This is a genomic window from Streptomyces sp. NPDC007896 (assembly GCF_042959425.1).
In the GTDB taxonomy this organism is placed as follows: Bacteria; Actinomycetota; Actinomycetes; order Streptomycetales; family Streptomycetaceae; genus Streptomyces.
In genome coordinates, this window is sequence record NZ_JBIBKX010000016.1 from 213,163 (window position 1) to 232,423 (window position 19,261).

A 19,261-nucleotide genomic window follows, 5' to 3' on the forward strand; every position below is an offset into this window, starting at 1 on the left:
ACCCCGCCGCAACGCGGGGTGCCCCTCAGCACATCAGCCAGCCAGCCAGCCAGTCAGTCAGCCTGACAGTCAGGCCTCAGACCCGTACCAGCTCCCGGTCCTCGTCCCGACCCCCGTCGCCGCGGCCCCGGGCCTTCTCCTCCGCCGTGCGCAGGCCCTCGCCCTCGACGTCCACGTTGGGAAGCGCCCGGTCCAGCCACTTCGGCAGCCACCAGGCCTTCTTCCCGAGCAGGGCCAGCACCGCCGGGACGATCGCCATGCGGACCACGAACGCGTCGAAGAAGACCGCGATGGCGAGGCCGAAGCCGATCATCTTGATCATCGACTCGCTGGAGCCGATGAAGCCGGAGAAGACGGCGATCATGATGACCGCGGCCGCCGTGACGACCCGCGCGCCGTGCTTGAAGCCGGTCACGATCGCCTGGTGGGGCTTCTCCCCGTGGACGTACGCCTCGCGCATCCGGGTCACGAGGAACACCTCGTAGTCCATCGCGAGACCGAAGACGACACCCACCATGAAGATCGGCATCATCGACATGATCGGGCCGGTTTCCTCGACGCCCAGGAGGCCGGACAGCCAGCCCCACTGGAAGACGGCGACGACCGCGCCGAGCGCCGCCATCACGCTCAGCAGGAAGCCGAGCGCCGCCTTCAGCGGGACCAGGACCGAGCGGAAGACCACGATCAGGAGGAGGAAGGCGAGGCCGACGACCAGCGCGAGATACGGGATCAGCGCGTCGTTCAGCTTCTGCGAGAAGTCGATGTTCATCGCGGTGGTGCCGGTGACCAGTACCTTCGCGTCGGTTTCCGTCGAGATGGTGCCGCCCGCGTCACGGATGGCGTGCACCAGGTCCTCGGTCTTGACGGAGGACGGCTTGGAGTCGGGGATGACCGTGATCGTCGCGGTGTCCCCGGCCTTGTTGAACGCCGCCGGGCTGACCGACACGACGTCCTTCATGTCCTTGACCGTGTTGGTGACCTTGGTCGCCGCGGCCTTGGGGTCGTCGCTGGACTTGCCGTCCACGACGAGCATCAGGGGACCGTTGAAGCCGGGACCGAAGCCGTCGGACAGCGCGTCGTACGCCCGGCGCTGCGTGGTCGACGTCGGCTGCGAACCGTCGTCGGGCAGACCCAGTTGGAGCGAGGCCGCCGGGAGCGCGGCGGCGCCCAGGCCGATCACGCCGAGCACCAGCACGGCGAGCGGCCGGCGCACGACGAAGCTCGCCCAGCGGGTGCCCATGTTGGGCTTGCCCTCCTTCTTCACGGCACGCCCGCCGCCGAGCAGCTTGCTCTTCTTGCCCGCGGGCTGGACCTTGCGGCCCGCGTAGCCCAGCAGGGCCGGAATCAGCGACAGCGCGATCAGTACGGCGATGGCGACCGTGCCCGCCGCCGCGACACCCATCTTCGTCAGCATCGGGATGTTGACGACCGACAGACCGACCAGCGCGATCACGACCGTCAGACCGGCGAAGACGACCGCCGAACCCGCCGTGCCGACGGCCCGTCCGGCCGCCTCCTCGCGCTCCCGGCCCTCGGCCAGTTCGGCGCGGTAGCGGGAGACGATGAAGAGGGCGTAGTCGATGCCGACCGCGAGGCCGATCATCATCGCCAGAGTGGAGGTGGTGGTGCCCAGGTCCAGCGCGTTCGCCAGCGCCGTGATCGTCGAGACGCCGATACCGACGCCGATCAGCGCGGTCAGCAGCGGCAGCCCGGCCGCGATCAGCGAACCGAAGGTGATGACGAGCACGACCGCGGCGACCGCGATACCGATGACCTCGGTCGACCCGGTCTCCGGCGTCGCCTGGAGCGCGTCACCGCCGACCTCGACGCTCAGCCCGGCGTCCCGCGCCTGCTGCGCGGCCTCCTCCAGGGCGGTCTTCGAGGAGTCCTTCAACTCCATGCCGGACACCTTGTACTTCACCGAGGCGTAGGCGACCGACCCGTTCTTGCTCACCGCGTGGGACTTGAAGGGGTCGGACACGGAGGTGACCTCCGAGCCGTCGCCGAGCGCCTTGACGGTCTTCTCGACGGTCGCCTTGTTGGCCTTGTCGCCCATCTTCTCGCCGGCGGGCGCCTTGAAGACCACGCGGGCGGTCGCGCCGTCGGCGCTCATCCCGGGGAAGCGCTGTTCGAGCAGGTCGAAAGCTTTCTGCGCCTCGGTGCCGGGGATCGAGAAAGAGGACGCTCCCGCGGTGGGCGCGGAGGCGGCGCCGACACCCGCCAGCGTCAGCAGGGCCACCCATATCAGGGCGACGAAATGGCGTCGCCTGAAGGCGAATCGGCCGAGTTTATAGAGGAATGTGGCCACGAGGGCGTACTCCCGGTCAGGTCGTTTGCTGGCAGCTGGGCAGGGGAGATCAGCCCGACGACGTGAGCGGTCGCGTCAGGTGCAGGTAGGCGTTACGAAAGGTCGGGGAGGGTCAGGCGCCGAGAGCGGGGAGGATCACGGCGTCCATGTACGAGGTGAGGAAGTCCTGGGTGGGTGGCAGCTCGTCGACGATGCCGCGCACCGCGAAGGCGCCGATCATCATGTGCAGCACGTAGTCCTGAGCGGGGTTGTCCGCCCGGATCTCACCCCGGTCGACGGCACGCCGCAGGATCTCGCGGAGCATCTCGGTCTCCGGCTCGATGATCCACTCGCGGAAGGCACGCAGGAGATCGGGGTTCCCGTGCAGTGCCGTGGCCAGACCCCGCATCAGCGCGGAGTTCTGCTCCATGTGGCAGTCGTCCTCACGCCTCACCATGGCGTGGAAGTCGCCCCGCAGGGACCCGGTGTCGATGTCACTGGTGATCGGCTTCTCGTGCCGCAGCGCCTTCACGACGAGCTCGGCCTTGCCGCCCCACTGGCGGTAGAGGGTGGCCTTGCTGGACCGGGTACGGGCGGCGACGGCGTCCATGGTCAGGGCGTCGTAACCGACCTCCCGGAGCAGTTCGAGCACGGCCGCGTACAGCTCGGCCTCACGCTCGGGGGTGATCCGACTGCGACGCACCGTTGCGGCTTCAGCCATCCCACTCACCTTCTCTGCTCCGGACGACACGGTTTCGTACACCCATGAAGATACCCCGAGATTCAAAGAAACGAAACCGTTTCGTACGTGTGCTGGGTCACGCACATCCGAAAGGACACCTACTCACAAGTTGCCGGGCGTCTCCGGGAGGAAAAGCATGGGTAGGTGAGCGACGCGTATGAGAAGGCGACCACGGACCAGGCGCCCCCCGGGGACAACGCGACCACCAGGGGCAACGCATCCGGCTATCTCCGTTTCCCCCATCTCAGCGGCGACCGCCTCTGCTTCGTCGCCGAGGACGACCTGTGGATGGCCCCCCTCGACGGGCCGGGCCGCGCCTGGCGGCTCACCGTCGACCGGACCAAGGTCGGCCACCCCCGCTTCTCCCCCGACGGCCGGCTCATCGCGTACACGAGCTGGCGCAGCCTCGTGCCGGAGATCCATCTGGCCCCGGTGGACGGCGGTCCCTCCCGCCGGCTCACCTACTGGGGCAGCGCGGACACCCAGGTCTGCGGCTGGTCGCCCCCCGAGAAGGACGGGCACAGCGACATCCTCGCCGTCGCCTCCCACGGCCAGCCCTTCTCGTACTTCACCTGGGCCTACAAGGTCCCCACCGACGGCGACCCCGGCGGCGCACTCCCCTGGGGCCCGGTCTCCGCCATCCAGGTCGCCGACCTCGACGGCGAACACAAGACGCTCCTGCTCACCGGCACCCCGCCGCACGAGCCCGCCGCCTGGAAGCGCTACCGGGGCGGCGCCACCGGCCGGCTCTGGCTGCACGGACGGCGACTGCTCGCCGACCTCGACGGCCACCTCGACTCCCCCATGTTCGTCGGCGGCCGTATCGCCTTCCTCTCCGACCACGAGGGCATCGGAAACCTGTACTCGTGCGCATACGACGGTGGCGACCTGCGCCGCCACACCGACCACGACGCCTTCTACGCCCGGCACGCCTCCAGCGACGGCACCCGGGTCGTCTACCAGTGCGCCGGGGACCTGTGGATCGTCGACGACCTGTCCCCGGACTCGGTCCCGCGCCGCCTGGACGTCCGCCTCGGCGGTCCGCGCGCGGGACGCCGTACGTACCAGGTGCCCGCGGCGCAGCACGTGGACGGCATCTCGGTCGACGAGACGGGCCGGGCCAGCGCCGTCGTCGTACGCGGCAGCCTGCACTGGCTCACCCACCGCGACGGCCCCGCGCGCACCATCGCGGACACCCCCGGCGTACGCGTCCGGCTCCCCGAGATGCTCGGCTCCGGCGGCCGGATCGCCTACGTCACCGACGCGGACGGCGAGGACGCCGTCGAGATCGCCTTCCTCCCCCGGGCCTCCGGCCAGCGCGAGCCGCGCCGCCTTGCCTCCGGCGCACTGGGGCGCGTGCTGGAGATGGTCTCCGACCCGCAGGGCGAACGCCTCGCGATCGCCTCGAACGACGGACGGCTGCTGATCCTCGACGCGACGGAGGAGTCGGGGGCCACGTCCACGTCCCGGACGGAGACTGAGGAAGCCTCCGCGACAGAGCCCGACAGCACCTCGGAGCCGGAGTCCGAGGACACCTCACGGACAGAGTCCGAGGGCACCTCACAGACGGGGTCCGAGGAAGCCCCCCGGACGGAGCCCGGCGACACCTCACCGGCCGAGGCCGAGGCCGAGGGAGCCTCCCGGACGGAGTCCGAGGACGCCTCACCGACCGAGCCCGAGGGAGGGGAGGTCACCGAGCTGATCACCTCGATCAACGGGCCGGTCCGGGACCTCGCCTTCTCCCCGGACGGGGCCTGGCTGACCTGGTCGCACCCGGGGATCGGCCGCTCCCTGCGCCAGATCAAGATCGCGCGCATAAAGGACCGGCTCATCGTCGACGTCACCAACGGCCGCTTCGAGGACGAGAACCCCGTCTTCACCCGCGACGGCCGCTACCTCGCCTTCCTCTCCTGGCGCGGCTTCGACCCGGTCTACGACGTCCACACCGGCGACCTCTCCTTCCCGCTCGGCTGCCGCCCCTACCTCGTCCCCCTGTCCTCCGCCACCCCCTCCCCCTTCGCGCTCAACCCCGACGGGCGGCCGGTCGCCGGGGGCCTGGACCCGATCGAGGACGAGAGCGCGGACGGCGCGGTGAGCGTCGAACTGGAAGGCCTGGAGAGCCGGGTGACCCCCTTCCCGGTCACCGCCTCCAAGTACTCGGCGCTGTACCCGGTCGCGGGCGGCGGCCTGGTCTGGCTGCGCTGGCCGATCTCGGGCGCCCTCGGCGAGACCTTCGTCAACCCCGACGACACCTCCGGGCGGCCGACGCTGGAGTTCTTCAACATCAGCAAGGCGAAGAAGTCCGAACTCGTCCAGCACCTGGACTGGTTCGCGGTCAGCGGCGACGGCTCCCGGCTGGTCGTCGTGGACGAGGGCGACCTGCGAGCGGTCCCCTCCACCGAGACCGGTGACTCCGACTCGACGGTCTGGATCGATCTGCGGCGCATCATCCACGAGGTGGACCCGCCCGCCGAGTGGCGCCAGGCCTACGCGGAGGCGGGCCGCCTCACCCGCGCCTACTTCTGGGAACCCCACATGTGCGGCATCGACTGGGACGGTGTGCTCGCCCAGTACCGCCCGCTGGTCGAACGGGTCGCCTCCCCCGACGACTTCGCCGACCTCCTGCGCGAGGTCCTCGGCGAACTCGGCACCTCCCACGCGTACGTCGCCGCCGCCCGCCGCAACGAGGGCCCGGCCCACTACCAGCGCTGGCAGGGCCTGCTCGGCGCCAACTTCGTCCGCCGCAACGGCAGCTGGATGCTGAAACGGATCCTCCCCGGCGACTCCTCCGACTCCAAGGCCCGCTCACCGCTCGCCGGCACCGGCATCCGCGAGGGCGCGGTCCTCACCCACGTCGACGGCCGCCCGGTCGACCCGGTCACCGGCCCCTACCCCCTGCTCGCGGGCGCGGGCGGTACGACGGTGGAGCTCACGTTCATCCCGGCGGCGGGCGAGGGGCCCTCACGCCGGGTGGCCGTCGTCCCGCTGATCGACGAGCGCCCCCTGCGCTACCAGGACTGGGTGGCCAAACGCCGCGAGGTCGTCCGGGAGTTGAGCGGGGGCCGGTGCGGCTACCTCCACATCCCCGACATGGGCGGCTCGGGCTGGGCCCAGTTCAACCGCGACCTGCGCCTGGAAGTCTCGCGCCCCGCGCTGATCGTCGACGTACGCGGCAACGCGGGCGGCCACATCAGCGAACTCGTCGTGGAGAAGCTCACCCGCACGATCCTCGGCTGGGACCTGACACGCAACGCCCAGCCGGTGTCGTACGCCTCGAACGCCCCGCGCGGCCCGATCGTCGCCCTCGCCGACGAGGCGACCGCCTCCGACGGCGACATGATCACCGCCGCGTTCAAACTGCTGAAACTCGGCCCGGTCGTCGGCCAGCGCACCTGGGGCGGAGTCGTCGGCATGACCGGCCGCCACCGCCTCGGCGACGGCACGGTGATCACGGTGCCGATGAACGCGGCCTGGTTCGACGCGTACGGCTGGTCCGTCGAGAACCAGGGCGTCCCCCCGGACCTGGCGGTCCTGCGCACCCCCCTGGACTGGGCGGAGGGCCACCACACCGAAATGGACACCGCCATCCAACTGGCCCTCGACCTCCTGACCACCCACCACGCAGCCTCCCCACCCGACTACACGAACCCCCCCGACAGATCAAGACCAAAACTCCCCCCGAGATCTCAATAGGGGCGGGGAGGCGCCCCGTCAGGGAGGCGCCCCGCAGGGGCGCGGGGAACTGCGCGCCCAGCCACATAGAACCCGCGCCGGACAACGCACCTGTCCGACCCGGACAAAAGCGTGGGGCGCCCCCAACCAACAGGGGCGCCCCACAACTCGGCCTAAGCCGGCGCAGCGAACCGTCAGACGTCGTAGTCCTGGTCGAGCCGGTCCTTCGCCTCACGCTGCAGGCGCTCGGCCTCCGGGATCGACCGGTCGCCCCTCTGCGGGGAGCGCTCGCCCGACTGCGGGGTACGCGCACCCGGCTGCGGGGAGTGCTCGCCGGGACGGGCCTTCTCGTGGCCCATGTCCTGGCCCATCTTCTTCTTGCCCTGCTGCTTCATCTGCTCGGCCTTGTTCTGCATCTGGTCCTTCTTGCCCATGAGGTTTCACTCCCATTTGTGGGTGAGGGGGATCGGGCTCGACCAGACTGACACGCACCGACTACGCACGCATTTCGATCAGTTACTCACGGTGATATCCCCTGCTGACGCTGCTCGTCGGCCGCCCCTCCGGCACCCACGAGCCCCGTACCCACGCCCTTGAGCCGCGGCTCGAACCGCCGCATCTCCCGCTGTCCGACCGCCCCGATGATCCCGGGGAGGTAGCCGCGGACGCCCTGCATCCCGCGCAGCCACCACTGTGCGTACACATGACTGGACCGTCGCTCGATCCCCGCGACGATACGGTCGACGGCCGGCCCCAGCGGATACGTCTTGTTGGACGGCCACGGCAGCCGCTGCCTCAACTCCCGCATCACCTCGTCCTGATCGGCTCCGCGCACCATGTCGGTGTCGGTCCAGGACAGGTAACCGACCCCGACCCGTACGCCCTTGTGGCCGACCTCGGCGCGGAGGCTGTGCGCGTACGCCTCCACGCCCGACTTGGACGCGCAGTACGCCGTCATCATCGGCGCCGGGGTGATGGCCGCGAGCGAGGCGATCTGGAGCAGATACCCCCGGCTCTCCATCAGCACGGGCAGGAACGCCCGCGCGGTGACCGCCGATCCGATGAGGTTGACCTCGATGACCCGCCGCCAGGCGACGGGATCGGACTCGACGAAGGGACCGCCGTTCGCCACACCGGCGTTGGCGACGACGATGTCGACCTTCCCGAACCGTTCCTTCACCTCGGCCGCGACCTGGGCCATCGCCTCGTGGTCGGTGACATCGGCGTACCAGAAGCCGCTTTCGCCGTGCAGCCGGTCCGAGACCTGCTTGAGCGCGTCCGGCTCCAGGCCGACCAGCGCGACCTTGGCACCGCGCGCGGAGAGCTTGCGGGCGAGGAGTTCGCCGACGCCCCGCGCGGCCCCCGTGACGACCGCGACCTGCCCTTCCAGGCTCACCTTGGTCATGCGCTGCCCTCCTTGATCTCTGCGTAGGTGGAGACGAGTTCGCGTATGCGGGCGGTGACCAAGTCCGGCGCCTCGACCGGTGTCATGTGCCCGAGCCCGGTCAGCTCGGTGATGCCGACACAGTTCGGCAGGGTCGCGACCAGGGCGCGCGCGTGCACCACGGGCGTCAGCCGGTCCGCCGTACCCACCACCACGGCCGTCGGCACCGCCAACGCCCGTACGCCGTGGTCGAGATCGAGCAGGTCAAGCACCTTCGACCAGGCGTGCCGCACCTTGCGCGGACAGGCGTGCACGATCCGCGCGCACGCCTCCACCATGCCCGGTGACGAACCGGCGCCCATGGTCGCGTACTTGAGGATCCGCCGGGCGACCGGTGTGACGGGCCCGAGCGGCGCGGCCGACCCGAGGATCCTCTTGGTCACCCGGGTCCGCAGCCGGCCGGCCGGCATCGGCACCACCCGCGCCTCGGCCACCAGCCGCGAACTGCCCGTGCTGCACAGCAGGGCCGCCACCGCGTGCTCCCGGAACCGGGGCCGCGCCGAGGCGGCCATCAGCGTCATCCCGCCCATGGAGTGCCCGACGAGCACGGCCTTCTCGCCGGGCGCGAGCGTGGCCCCGAGCACGGCTTCCAGGTCGTCGGCGAGCGCGTCCGCGGTGCACGTCTCGCTCACGGGGCTGCGTCCGTGCCCGCGCTGGTCGTACGCGATCACCCGGTGGTCGACGGCGAGGTCCCGTATCTGCGCCGCCCAGAAGGCGGTCGAACAGGTCCAGCCGTGCGCGAGGACGACGATGGGCGCGCCCGGGTTGTCCTCGGGTCCGTGCACCTCCACGTGCAACCGGGCGCCGTCGGCGGAGACGGCGGTCAGTTCGCGCGCGGGCGCGGGCGGCGCGTACGCCCCGTGTTCCACATGCGTCAGTCGGCTCACGCTCCCGCCTCCACCTTCTTGGTGCCCTTTGCGCCGGAGTTCTTGGTGCGCGACTCGGGCGTGGGCGGCTCGGTTGCGCTCGGCTCGGTTGCGCTCGGCTCGGCTGTGCTCGGCTCGGCTGTGCTCGGCTTGGGGGCGCGCAGCACCTCGTACTCTCCCAGGTCCACCCGCCGGGTGGCGCTACGGAACTCGGTCGTCGTGCCGGGCCAGATGGTGGTGTTGCGGCCGTTCGCGTCGAGGTACCAGCTGGTGCAGCCGCCGGTGTTCCACACGGTGCGCAGCATCCGCTCCTGGACCCTGTCGTTCCAGCCCTCCACGGCGTCGGGACGGGCGTCGAGAGCCGCGCGTCCGCCGAGGACGTCCAGCTGCCGCAGGTAGTCGGCCATGTAGTTCAGCTGGGACTCGATCATGAGGATCATGCTGGAGTTCCCGAGCCCGGTGTTCGGACCGATGATCGTCATCCAGTTGGGGAACCCGGCCGCGGTGGCCCCGCGCAGCGACTTCATGCCGCCGCGCCACGCCTCCGCGAGCGTCCTGCCCTCCGCTCCGACGACCCGGTCCGCGATCGGCATGTCGGTGACGTGGAAGCCCGTACCGAAGATGATCGCGTCGACCTCGGCCGTGCTGCCGTCGGCGGCGACGAGCGTGGAGCCGTCGATCTTGGCGAGCCCGGAGGCCACGACGTCGACGTTGGACCGGGTGAGCGCCGGATAGTAGGTGTTGGAGAGCAGGATCCGCTTGCACCCGATCCGGTAGTCGGGGGTCAACTTGGCCCGCAGCGCCGGATCCTGGACGGCCCGCGTCATGTTCCGCCCGGCCAGCCGCTCGACGAGGCCGAGCTCGCCCGGCCGCTTCGTGAACGCCTGGACCTGCAGCTCCCTGATCCCCCACAGCAGTCCGCGCCGGGCCTGTGTGGTGAAGGGCAGCTGCTTGTGCAGCCACCGTTCGGCGCCGGTGATGGCCCGGTCGACCCGGGGCATCACCCACGGCGGCGTGCGCTGGAAGAGGGTCAGCCGGGACACGTCCGGCTGGATGGCGGGCACGATCTGGATGGCGGAGGCGCCCGTGCCGATCATGGCGACGCGCTTGCCGCGCAGGTCGTAGTCGTGGTCCCAGCGGGCCGAGTGGAAGACCTTGCCGGGGAAGGAGTCGATCCCCGGTATGCCGGGGATCCTGGGATCGGAGAGCGGCCCGGTCGCGGACACGACGACATCGGCGGTGAGGAAGCCACGGCTGGTCTCGATCCCCCACCGGAACTTCTCCTGGTCCCACGTCATCATCTTCACTTCGGAGTCGAAGCGCAGATGCGGGCGCAGCCCGAAGACGTCCGTGACGTGCTCCAGATAGGCCCGGATGTGCTCCTGCCCCGAGAAGGTGCGCGGCCAGTCGGGGTGGGGCGCGAACGAGAACGAGTACAGGTGCGAGGGCACATCACAGGCGCACCCCGGGTAACTGTTGTCCCGCCACGTACCCCCGACGCTGCCGGCCCGTTCCAGGACGACGAAGTCGGTGATCCCTTCGCGGCGCAGCCGCACCGCGGCCCCCAGACCGCCGAACCCGGACCCGATCACCGCGACGCGCACATGCTCGTGCTCGGTCATCCCGACCATCCCACGCCTCCCTAGCCGCCCGACTCTGCCAGTGAACACTGGCGCAATGGGAGACTAGAGCAGCTCCGTACTGATGGGTAGGGTTGCGACCACGAAAGTTACCGACGGTACGACGTAGGGTTTCGCACGTGGCGGAGAAGCGTGAGTACCGGATGGAGGAGCTGGCCAAGGAGGCCGGCATCACCGTGCGCACCCTGCGCTTCTACCGGGAACGCAAGCTGATTCCGCCGCCCCGCCGCGAGGGCCGTATCGCCTGGTACGACCACACGCACCTGGCCCGTCTGCGCACGATCTCGGCGCTGCTCGAACGCGGCCACACCCTCAGCGGCATCGCGGAGCTGGCCGAGGCCTTCGACCACGGCCGTGACGTCGGCGAACTCCTCGGTCTGGGCGAGCCCACCGAGGAGACCCCCGTCCGCCTCTCCCCCGAGGAGCTCGCCGACGTCTTCGCCGGCCAGGCCACCCCGGAGAACCTCGCCGCGGCCCTCGACCTCGGCTATCTCGGCACCGACGGGGGCGAGATCGTCCACATCAGCCGCCGCCTGCTCGACGTCTCGGCGGCCCTGGTCCGCGAGGGCATCCCCCTGGCCGACGTCCTCACCGCCGCCCGCCGCGTCCGCGACCACGCCGACGCCCTCGCCGACCTCTTCGCGGGCATCGTCCTGACGGAGAACCGCACCACCGAGGACCTCAAACGCCTGCGCCCGCTGGCGAAGAGCGTGGTGGAGGCGGAAGTGTCGATGGCCCTGGACCGGCGGCTGCGGGACCACAACTCGTAGACGACCGTCACCGGCCGCTGCGGGACCACAACTCGTAGACGACCGTCACCGGCCGCTGCGGGACTACAGCTCGTAGACGACCGTCACCGGCGCATGGTCGGACCAGCGCTCCGCGTGCGTCGCCGCCCGCTCCACGAACCCCTTCACGGCCTTGCCCGCGAGCCCCGGCGTCGAGACGTGGTAGTCGATGCGCCATCCGCTGTCGTTGTCGAAGGCCCGCCCCCGGTACGACCACCACGAGTACGGCCCCTCGACATCCGGGTGCAGCGCCCGCACGACGTCTACGTACCCGCCGTCGCCCGCGTCCAGGACCCGTCCCAGCCACTCGCGTTCCTCGGGCAGGAAGCCGGAGTTCTTCTTGTTGGCGCGCCAGTTCTTGAGGTCGGCCTCCTGGTGGGCGATGTTCCAGTCGCCGCAGACGACGACCTCGCGCCCGTCGGCGGCGGCGCGCTCGCGCAGCTCCTTCAGATGGACGAGGAACTCGTCCATGAACCGGACCTTCTCGTCCTGCCGTTCGGTTCCGACCTCGCCGGAGGGCAGATAGAGGCTGGCGACGGTGACACCGGGGAGGTCGGCCTCGACATACCGTCCGCTGGAGTCGAACTCCTCGGACCCGAACCCGATGCGCACCCGGTCGGGCTCGCGCCGGGTGTACAGGGAGACGCCCGCGCGCCCCTTGGCGGCCGCGGGGGCGTGCACGACGTGCCACCCCTCCGGCGCCCGCACCTCCTCGGGCAGCTGCCCGGGCTCGGCCCGCACCTCCTGAAGGCACAGCACGTCCGCGTTGGTCTCCGCGAGCCACTCCACGAACCCCTTCTTCGCGGCGGCCCTGAGCCCGTTCACATTCACCGAGGTAACAGTCAGCACCCGGGCACGATACTTAATCCATTCCACCCAGAGGGCGCATACATGTACGATACCCCGCATGAGTATCCGCCCGGTCCCGTACGACCACCCCGACGCCGTCAAGCTCAACGACCAGGTGCAGGCCGAATACGCCGAGCGCTACGGCGATGAGGGCGATGTCACACCGCTCGACGCGTCGATGTTCAAGCCGCCGCTCGGCCTGTACCTCCTCGCCTACGACGAGCGGGACCGCCCGATCGCGTCCGGCGGCTGGCGCGGCCAGGACAGGAACGACGAGGGGTACGCGGACGGCGACGCCGAGCTCAAGCGCATGTACGTGACCCCTCAGGCCCGCGGTCTCGGCCTCGCCCGCCGCATCCTGGCCGCCCTGGAGGACGACGCCCGCGCGGCCGGCCGCACCCGCATGGTCCTGGAGACCGGCGCCAAGCAGCCCGAGGCGGTCGCTCTGTACCTTTCCAGCGGCTACGAGCCCTGTGCCAAGTTCGGCTACTACCGCTTCCACGAACTCAGCCTCTGCTATGCCAAGCCGCTGACCATTCGGTGAACGAGAGAGCGTGGCCGCACAGGCAAGAACCCCGCCGGACGAATCCGACGGGGTTCTGAATTGCAGTGGACCTGAGGGGATTTGAACCCCTGGCCCCCTCGATGCGAACGAGGTGCGCTACCGGACTGCGCCACAGGCCCTTGCAACGAGTGAAACTCTAGCATCCCCGTCGGGGTGCTTGGAAATCCGTTCCTGGCTGGTCAGCCGGGGCTCCCGAGCGCCTGGTCATTCGTTGGCGGCGCGCGGCCGTTCGCCGTCCTCGTACTGGTCGAACAGCGGAGTGCGACCGCGCTCACGGGCCCGCCGGGCGGACGCGGCGCGCCGGGCGTCACTGCGACCGTCGTCGGCGGCCTCGGCCGTCTCGGCGGCTTCGTGGCCCTCCTCGGCGGCGGGCTCCGCCTCCGGCTCGCTCGGCTCGACGGCGCTGGAGCGCGCCGAGCTCCACGCGTCCGGCGCCCCCAGATCGACGCTGGACGTGGCCCTGGGCGCGACCGGCGCGGTCACGTACGTCGGCAGCGGAACCGGCACCGGGTCCCAGCTGTCGCCCCGGCCGGGGCCCCGCTGACGCTCACGCTGCTGGTCGACCCACTCGGCGTGGTCGGTCTGCTCGACGAGGGCGCGGCGGTCGGCCGCGAGCGCGGACAGTCCTGGGTCGGTCTCCGGCTCGGGGCTGTCGTCGGGCTCGTCGGCGCCGGGGTCGAGGGTGGGCCGCCGGCGCGGCTGCCGCTCCCTGAGCCGCTGCGCCGCGGCCTCGGCCCGCCGCCGGTCCATGGTGTACGTGAAGCGCCGTCGCTCCTGGGCGCGCAGGTACACGATGTACGAGCTCAGCATCAGGGCGGGCACGCCGGGCGCCCACAGGAACGCGAGCCCCCCGACGGCCGCCACGATCGCGCCGAGCGTGAAGGCGAGGAAGAGCATCACGGTCGTACGCCGTCGGCGCGCGAGCACCTTCGAGCGCCGGGCGCGCGCCGCGGCCTCCGCCGCGGAGGCCCGCCGCGCGGCCGGGACCCTGGAGGCCCCGGAGTTGGCCGAATCCGATCCCACTCCCGATCCCGAATCCGACGCCGAACCCGACGACGGCGCCGAACCGGACCCCGACCCCGGTTCCAGCGCCGACGGCTTCGGCTTCGGCGCGGGTGGGGCCGACTGCTGCGGCACCGCCCGGCCGGCCGCCGAGGAGCCCTGTGGGGCACCCTGCCGGGCGGCGGCCTGTGGCGCCTGCTGCGGTTCGGACCGGACGGGCGGCGGGAGTTGGGCCTTGGTCTGCTGCCGGACCGGAGGCATGGCGAAGGCCCGGACGTCCACCGAGTCGGTGACGGCGTCCGGATCGGCGCTGGGCTCCCCCTCTTCGGCGGAGCGCGCCCGCAGGTCCTTGGCGTACCGGCGCTCCATTCCCGCCCGTCCGGACAGCAGCCGGATGGCGGTGCTGAAGCGTTCCGTCGGACGGGCTTCGTTCAGCTCGTCCTGCCTACGGAGCCACATCGGCACCAAGTAGGCGGCCCAGGCCCCGACGATGACTGCGTAGATGAGGCCGCTGCTGCTCACGCCTCACACGGTAGAGGGGTTTGCATGAGGCCATCTGCCAATTCGGCCGGTGTGTCGCACGATCCGGCTGATATTTCGAGCTTTTTTTGTGACCGATGCGATCAGCAGGCCGCAGGGAGCGCGAATTTAATGCCCCGAGCCGATCACGCACCGATCAATTTCGAACACACATTTCATTTACTGAGTGCCGGGCTTGCTCTGGTTCTCCGAACGGGCCTGCATCGATCGTGCCCGCCGCCAACGCCCCAGCAACCCCTCCGGCACCTCTTCCGCGGTGAGCGCGAAGACGAGATGGTCCCGCCAGGCGCCGTCGATGTGGAGATAACGCGGCCGGAGCCCTTCCTCGCGGAATCCGAGTTTCTCCACGACCCGGCGGCTGGGCCCGTTCTCCGGGCGAATGCAGACTTCGATGCGGTGCAGTCCGACCGTGCGGAAGCAGTGGTCGCTCACCAGCGCCACGGCCGTCGGCATCACTCCGCGCCCCGCCACCGACTGGTCCACCCAGTAGCCGATGTGCCCGGAGCACATCGATCCCCAGGTGATCCCGGCGACGGTCAGCTGCCCGACCAGACGGCCCTGGTACTCGATGACGAAGGGCAGCATCCGGCCCGCGTTGGCCTCGGCACGCAGATGCCGGACCATCTGGCGGTAGGTCGGCCGGTGCGCTATCGGACCGCTGGGCGTGGGCGGCGGAATCGTCGCCTCCCAGGGCCGCAGCCAGTCCCTGTTGCGCCGGTTCACCTCGCGCCAGGCCCGCTGGTCGCGCGCCTTTATCGGCCGGAGGACGACATCGCCGTCCACCAGCTCGACGGGCCAGGATGGGCTGTTCAGCTCGCACCCCCACTGCCGCTGGGTCTGGGGTGGTCGCCGCCACGGATCTGGTCGACGGCGTGGATCAGAAGGGGCTCCAGAACGGCCAGGCCGTCCTTCACCCCGCCGGTGGAACCCGGCAGGTTGACGATCAGCGTCCGTCCCGCCACTCCGGCGAGCCCCCGGGACAGCGCCGCCGTGGGCACCTTCTCTCTCCCGAACGCCCTGATGGCCTCGGGAATGCCCGGTACCTCGTGATCGAGCACGCGCCGGGTCGCCTCGGGCGTCCGGTCGGTGGGCGAGATCCCGGTCCCGCCGGTGGTCACGATCACGTCGTACCCGCCGTCGACACCCGCGCGCAGTGCCGCTTCCACGGGGTCGCCGTCCGGCACCACCCGGGGGCCGTCGACCTCGAAGCCGTACGCCGTGAGCCCCTCGGCGATCAAGGGGCCGCCCTTGTCCTCGTAGACCCCCGCGGCGGCTCTGTTCGAGGCCGTGACCACGAGCGCGCGGTACGACGGTGCCGTCATGCCCGGCTCCAGTCGCCCGACTTTCCGCCCGTCTTCTCTTCCACCCGTACGTCCGTGATGACCGCCCCCTTGTCGACCGCCTTGACCATGTCGATCACGGTGAGGGCCGCCACGCTGACCGCGGTGAGGGCCTCCATCTCGACGCCCGTACGGTCGGTGGTCTTCACGGTGGCGACGATCTCGACGGCGTCGTCCGCGACCGACAGATCAAGCTTGACACCCGAGACCGACAACGGGTGACAGAGCGGGATCAGATCCGGGGTGCGCTTGGCGCCCATGATGCCCGCGATGCGCGCGGTGGCCAGGGCGTCGCCCTTGGGGACGCCCTCACCGCGCAGCAGTTCGATCACACGAGGCGAGACCAGGACACGGCCGCTGGCGCGGGCGGTGCGCGCGGTCACGTCCTTCCCGGAGACGTCGACCATGCGGGCGGCGCCCGCCTCGTCGATGTGGGTCAGTCGGTCCTGCGTACTCATGTCTGCGCGGCGCTCCCGGTCGGGCCTCTTGTGCGCGACACGGTACCGCCACTCGGGGCACTCAGCCGAGCAGGACCACTTCGACCTCGGTGCCGGGCTCGACCGAGGTGACGTCCTCGGGGACGACGATCAGCGCGTCGGCCTGGGCGAGGGCCGCGACCAGGTGGGATCCGGCGCCGCCGACCGGGGTCACCTTGCCGTCGGCGTACCTCCCGCGCAGGAACTGCCGACGGCCGTCCGGCGAGGTCAGCGCCTTGCCCGTCTCCAGGGTCGCCCTGGTGGTGGGGCGGTGGATGTCGTCCAGGCCCGACAGGGTGCGGATCGCGGGGCGGACGAACAACTCGAAGGAGACGTACGAGGAGACGGGGTTGCCGGGGAGCGCGAGCAGCGGGGTGTGCTCGGGGCCGATCGTGCCGAAGCCCTGGGGCTTGCCGGGCTGCATGGCGAGCTTGCGGAAGTCGATACCGCTGCCCTCCTCGTCCTCGTCGCCCACCGAGGACAGGGCCTCCTTGACGACGTCGTACGCGCCGACGCTCACGCCGCCCGTGGTGACCAGCAGGTCCGCGCGGATGAGCTGGTCCTCGATGGTCGCGCGGAGCGTCTCGGCGTCGTCGGCGACCGCGCCCACCCGGTAGGCGATGGCCCCGGCGTCGCGGGCGGCGGCACACAGGGCGAAGCTGTTGGAGTCGTAGATCTGGCCGGGGCCCAACGGCTCGTCGGGCTGGACGAGTTCACTGCCGGTGGACAGGACGACCACGCGCGGGCGCGGGCGCACGCGTACGGTGCCGCGGCCGATCGCGGCGAGCAGGCCGATCTGCGGCGGGCCGAGGATCGTGCCGGCCTCGAGGGCGCGGTCCCCCGCCTTCACGTCGCTGCCCTTCGCGCGCACATGCGCGCGTGCCTCGGCCGGGCGGTGGACGCGCACCTGGCCGGAGGCGCCCTCGGGGGCCGTGCTGCGGGCGCGCATCCCGGAGACGGGACCCTCCCCCAGGCCGCCGTCGGTCCACTCCACCGGGACGACGGCCTCGGCGCCGGGCGGCAGCGGGGCGCCGGTCATGATGCGGGCGGCCTCACCGGGGCCCACACGGAGCTGCTCGCCCTGGCCGGCCGCGACGTCGCCGACGACCGTGAGGACCGCCGGATACTCCTCGCTCGCGCCCGCGACATCGGCGACCCGGACCGCGTACCCGTCCATCGAGCTGTTGTCGAACGGCGGCAGGGAGACCGGCACCGTGACGTCCTCGACCAGGACACAGCCCTGGGCGTCGAGGAGTTGCAGCTCGATGGGTTCGAGAGGGCGAACGGTCGCGAGGATGTCCTCCAGGTGCTCGGTCACCGACCAGAGATGGTCCTGGCCGGTGACACGGGTCGCGGCGCTGCTCAAATTCCTACATCTCCTCGGCTACGTAACTGCGAAGCCAGGTCCGGAAGTCCGGGCCCAGGTCCTCACGTTCGCACGCGAGCCTGACAATGGCACGCAGATAGTCGCCGCGGTCGCCGGTGTCATAGCGGCGGCCCTTGAAGACGACGCCGTGCACGGGGCCGCCGACCTTCTCGTCCTGCGCGAGCTGCTGGAGGGCGTCGGTGAGCTGGATCTCGCCGCCGCGGCCCGGCTCGGTCTTGCGGAGTATGTCGAAGATGTGCGGGTCGAGGACATAACGCCCGATGATCGCGTAGTTGCTGGGCGCGTCCGCCGGGTCCGGCTTCTCGACCAGGCCCGTCACCTTGACCAGGTCGCCCTCCCCGGTGGCCTCGACGGCCGCGGAGCCGTAGAGGTGGATCTGCTCGGGCTCGACCTCCATGAGCGCGATGACGCTGCCGCCGTGCTGCTCCTGGACCTCGACCATGCGGGCGAGGAGGGGGTCGCGGGGGTCGATCAGGTCGTCGCCGAGGAGCACGGCGAAGGGCTCGTGGCCGACGTGCGGAGCCGCGCACAGGACGGCGTGGCCGAGGCCCTTGGGGTCGCCCTGGCGCACGTAGTGCATGGTGGCCAGGTCGCTGGACTCCTGGACCTTGGCGAGCCGGTCGGCGTCACCCTTCTTCTGAAGGGCGGACTCCAGCTCATAATTGCGGTCGAAGTGGTCCTCAAGGGGGCGCTTGTTGCGACCTGTGATCATCAGGACGTCGTCGAGACCCGCCGACACGGCCTCTTCGACCACGTACTGGATCGCCGGCTTGTCGACGACCGGCAGCATCTCCTTGGGAGTGGCCTTGGTGGCCGGCAGGAACCGGGTGCCGAGGCCTGCTGCGGGGATGACAGCCTTGCTGATCCTGGGGTGCGACTCAGTCATGCGCGTAACCATATCCGGTGGCTATGAGCGCAATCTGTTGGTCCCGTTAAATAGCTCTCATATGAGCGCATAAGGAACGGTACGGAGTGAGCTGTGAGCCACGTGGGACGTACGGCAGAGCCTGACAAGCGAATGTTGCGGCGAGGATTCCTCGCGGTGAGGAGCAGGTTGACACCCTACGACCTGCGGGAAGCCGCCGGGACCCTGGCCCTGCGGGCGCTGGAGCTGCCGGAGCTGGCGCACGCGCGCACAGTGGCGGCGTACGTCTCCGTGGGGAGCGAGCCGGGCACCCTCGCACTCCTGGACGCGCTCCACGCGCGCGGGGTGCGCGTGCTGCTGCCGGTCCTGATGGCGGACAACGACCTGGACTGGGGCGCGTACGCCGGAGAGGGCTCCCTGGAGCGTGTCCAACACGGCGGCAGGATGGCTCTCTTGGAGCCGGCGGGCGAGCGGCTCGGTCCCGAGGCCGTCCAGGGCGCCGACGCCGTCCTGCTGCCCGGCCTGGCCGTGGACCGGCGCGGAATGCGTCTGGGTCGCGGCGGCGGCTCGTACGACCGCGTACTGGCCCGCCTGGAGCGCGCGGGGGCCGATCCCGCACTGGTGGTGCTGCTGTACGACGCGGAGGTCGTCGAGCACGTCCCGGCGGAACCTCACGACCGTCCCGTCCACGCGGTGGTGACGCCTTCGGGGGTGCGTCGCTTCGGCTGACGGGCCCGGGTAGGTGAAGGGGCCCTCCACGCGTGCGTGGAGGGCCCCTTCACCTGTCGCCGTCAGTGA

Annotated in this window: 17 protein-coding genes and 1 tRNA gene; 4 read left to right on the forward strand and 14 right to left on the reverse strand. The window is 70.8% G+C overall.

Annotated features, from left to right (window positions below; translation table 11 throughout):
* Positions 1-76 precede the first annotated feature (76 nt).
* The gene (locus ACFZDJ_RS40810; protein ID WP_391066724.1) at positions 77-2,308 is read right to left on the reverse strand and encodes an MMPL family transporter; all 2,232 of its coding nucleotides are present in this window, start codon (positions 2,306-2,308) and stop codon (positions 77-79) included.
* A 112-nt stretch (positions 2,309-2,420) separates the two neighbouring features.
* Positions 2,421-3,008 carry a TetR/AcrR family transcriptional regulator gene (locus tag ACFZDJ_RS40815; protein ID WP_054233064.1) on the reverse strand — a complete coding sequence of 196 codons (588 nt, stop codon included), beginning with the start codon at positions 3,006-3,008 and terminating at the stop codon, positions 2,421-2,423.
* Positions 3,009-3,173: 165 nt separating this feature from the next.
* Here ACFZDJ_RS40815 and ACFZDJ_RS40820 point away from each other — a divergent pair, with 165 nt between their 5' ends.
* Positions 3,174-6,722, forward strand: coding sequence for a S41 family peptidase (locus ACFZDJ_RS40820; RefSeq protein ID WP_390930238.1), 3,549 nt, complete (start codon positions 3,174-3,176; stop codon positions 6,720-6,722).
* Positions 6,723-6,895: 173 nt separating this feature from the next.
* On the opposite strand, the gene ACFZDJ_RS40825 is transcribed toward ACFZDJ_RS40820, so the two are convergent.
* From ACFZDJ_RS40825 to ACFZDJ_RS40840, 4 genes are all read right to left on the reverse strand, one after another.
* Complete coding sequence (locus tag ACFZDJ_RS40825) at positions 6,896-7,135, reverse strand: hypothetical protein (protein ID WP_101404565.1); 240 nt, start codon at positions 7,133-7,135, stop codon at positions 6,896-6,898.
* Positions 7,136-7,221: 86 nt separating this feature from the next.
* Positions 7,222-8,106: an SDR family oxidoreductase gene (locus ACFZDJ_RS40830; RefSeq protein WP_168492548.1), complete on the reverse strand. Its 885-nt coding sequence runs from the start codon at positions 8,104-8,106 to the stop codon at positions 7,222-7,224.
* Complete coding sequence (locus ACFZDJ_RS40835) at positions 8,103-9,032, reverse strand: alpha/beta fold hydrolase (RefSeq protein WP_391066726.1); 930 nt, start codon at positions 9,030-9,032, stop codon at positions 8,103-8,105. The genes ACFZDJ_RS40830 and ACFZDJ_RS40835 overlap by 4 nt, the downstream gene beginning before the upstream one ends.
* Positions 9,029-10,633, reverse strand: a complete 1,605-nt coding sequence (locus ACFZDJ_RS40840; protein ID WP_391066728.1) for an NAD(P)-binding domain-containing protein — start codon at positions 10,631-10,633, stop codon at positions 9,029-9,031. Before ACFZDJ_RS40840 ends, ACFZDJ_RS40835 begins: the two co-directional genes overlap by 4 nt.
* Before the next feature lie 161 nt (positions 10,634-10,794).
* Between ACFZDJ_RS40840 and ACFZDJ_RS40845 the strand changes: the two genes are divergently transcribed.
* Positions 10,795-11,421 carry a MerR family transcriptional regulator gene (locus tag ACFZDJ_RS40845; protein ID WP_391066867.1) on the forward strand — a complete coding sequence of 209 codons (627 nt, stop codon included), beginning with the start codon at positions 10,795-10,797 and terminating at the stop codon, positions 11,419-11,421.
* Positions 11,422-11,484: 63 nt separating this feature from the next.
* Here ACFZDJ_RS40845 and ACFZDJ_RS40850 read toward each other — a convergent pair whose 3' ends face one another.
* Positions 11,485-12,288 (reverse strand): exodeoxyribonuclease III, encoded by an 804-nt coding sequence (locus tag ACFZDJ_RS40850; protein ID WP_390930245.1) that lies wholly within the window; start codon positions 12,286-12,288, stop codon positions 11,485-11,487.
* Between the two features lie 58 nt (positions 12,289-12,346).
* Here ACFZDJ_RS40850 and ACFZDJ_RS40855 point away from each other — a divergent pair, with 58 nt between their 5' ends.
* Entirely contained in the window at positions 12,347-12,832 is a 486-nt protein-coding gene (locus ACFZDJ_RS40855; RefSeq protein WP_390930247.1) for a GNAT family N-acetyltransferase, read from the forward strand.
* A gap of 66 nt (positions 12,833-12,898) precedes the next feature.
* Here the strand turns inward: ACFZDJ_RS40855 and ACFZDJ_RS40860 are convergent.
* From ACFZDJ_RS40860 to galU, 7 genes are all read right to left on the reverse strand, one after another.
* Positions 12,899-12,972: transfer RNA gene (locus tag ACFZDJ_RS40860), tRNA-Ala, on the reverse strand.
* 85 nt (positions 12,973-13,057) lie between these two features.
* Positions 13,058-14,377, reverse strand: coding sequence for a gephyrin-like molybdotransferase receptor GlpR (gene glpR / locus ACFZDJ_RS40865; protein WP_391066730.1), 1,320 nt, complete (start codon positions 14,375-14,377; stop codon positions 13,058-13,060).
* A gap of 177 nt (positions 14,378-14,554) precedes the next feature.
* Positions 14,555-15,208: a GNAT family N-acetyltransferase gene (locus tag ACFZDJ_RS40870; RefSeq protein ID WP_384908379.1), complete on the reverse strand. Its 654-nt coding sequence runs from the start codon at positions 15,206-15,208 to the stop codon at positions 14,555-14,557.
* Entirely contained in the window at positions 15,205-15,717 is a 513-nt protein-coding gene (locus tag ACFZDJ_RS40875) for a MogA/MoaB family molybdenum cofactor biosynthesis protein (RefSeq protein ID WP_360278754.1), read from the reverse strand. The genes ACFZDJ_RS40870 and ACFZDJ_RS40875 overlap by 4 nt, the downstream gene beginning before the upstream one ends.
* On the reverse strand, positions 15,714-16,193 hold the full coding sequence (gene moaC / locus ACFZDJ_RS40880; RefSeq protein WP_168509139.1) for a cyclic pyranopterin monophosphate synthase MoaC: 480 nt from the start codon (positions 16,191-16,193) through the stop codon (positions 15,714-15,716). The genes ACFZDJ_RS40875 and moaC overlap by 4 nt, the downstream gene beginning before the upstream one ends.
* Before the next feature lie 61 nt (positions 16,194-16,254).
* Entirely contained in the window at positions 16,255-17,577 is a 1,323-nt protein-coding gene (gene glp, locus ACFZDJ_RS40885; protein WP_390930252.1) for a gephyrin-like molybdotransferase Glp, read from the reverse strand.
* 4 nt (positions 17,578-17,581) lie between these two features.
* Positions 17,582-18,484 (reverse strand): UTP--glucose-1-phosphate uridylyltransferase GalU, encoded by a 903-nt coding sequence (gene galU, locus ACFZDJ_RS40890; protein WP_168509140.1) that lies wholly within the window; start codon positions 18,482-18,484, stop codon positions 17,582-17,584.
* A 132-nt stretch (positions 18,485-18,616) separates the two neighbouring features.
* On the opposite strand from galU, the gene ACFZDJ_RS40895 reads away from it, so the two are divergent.
* Complete coding sequence (locus ACFZDJ_RS40895) at positions 18,617-19,192, forward strand: 5-formyltetrahydrofolate cyclo-ligase (protein ID WP_391066733.1); 576 nt, start codon at positions 18,617-18,619, stop codon at positions 19,190-19,192.
* Positions 19,193-19,261 lie beyond the last annotated feature (69 nt).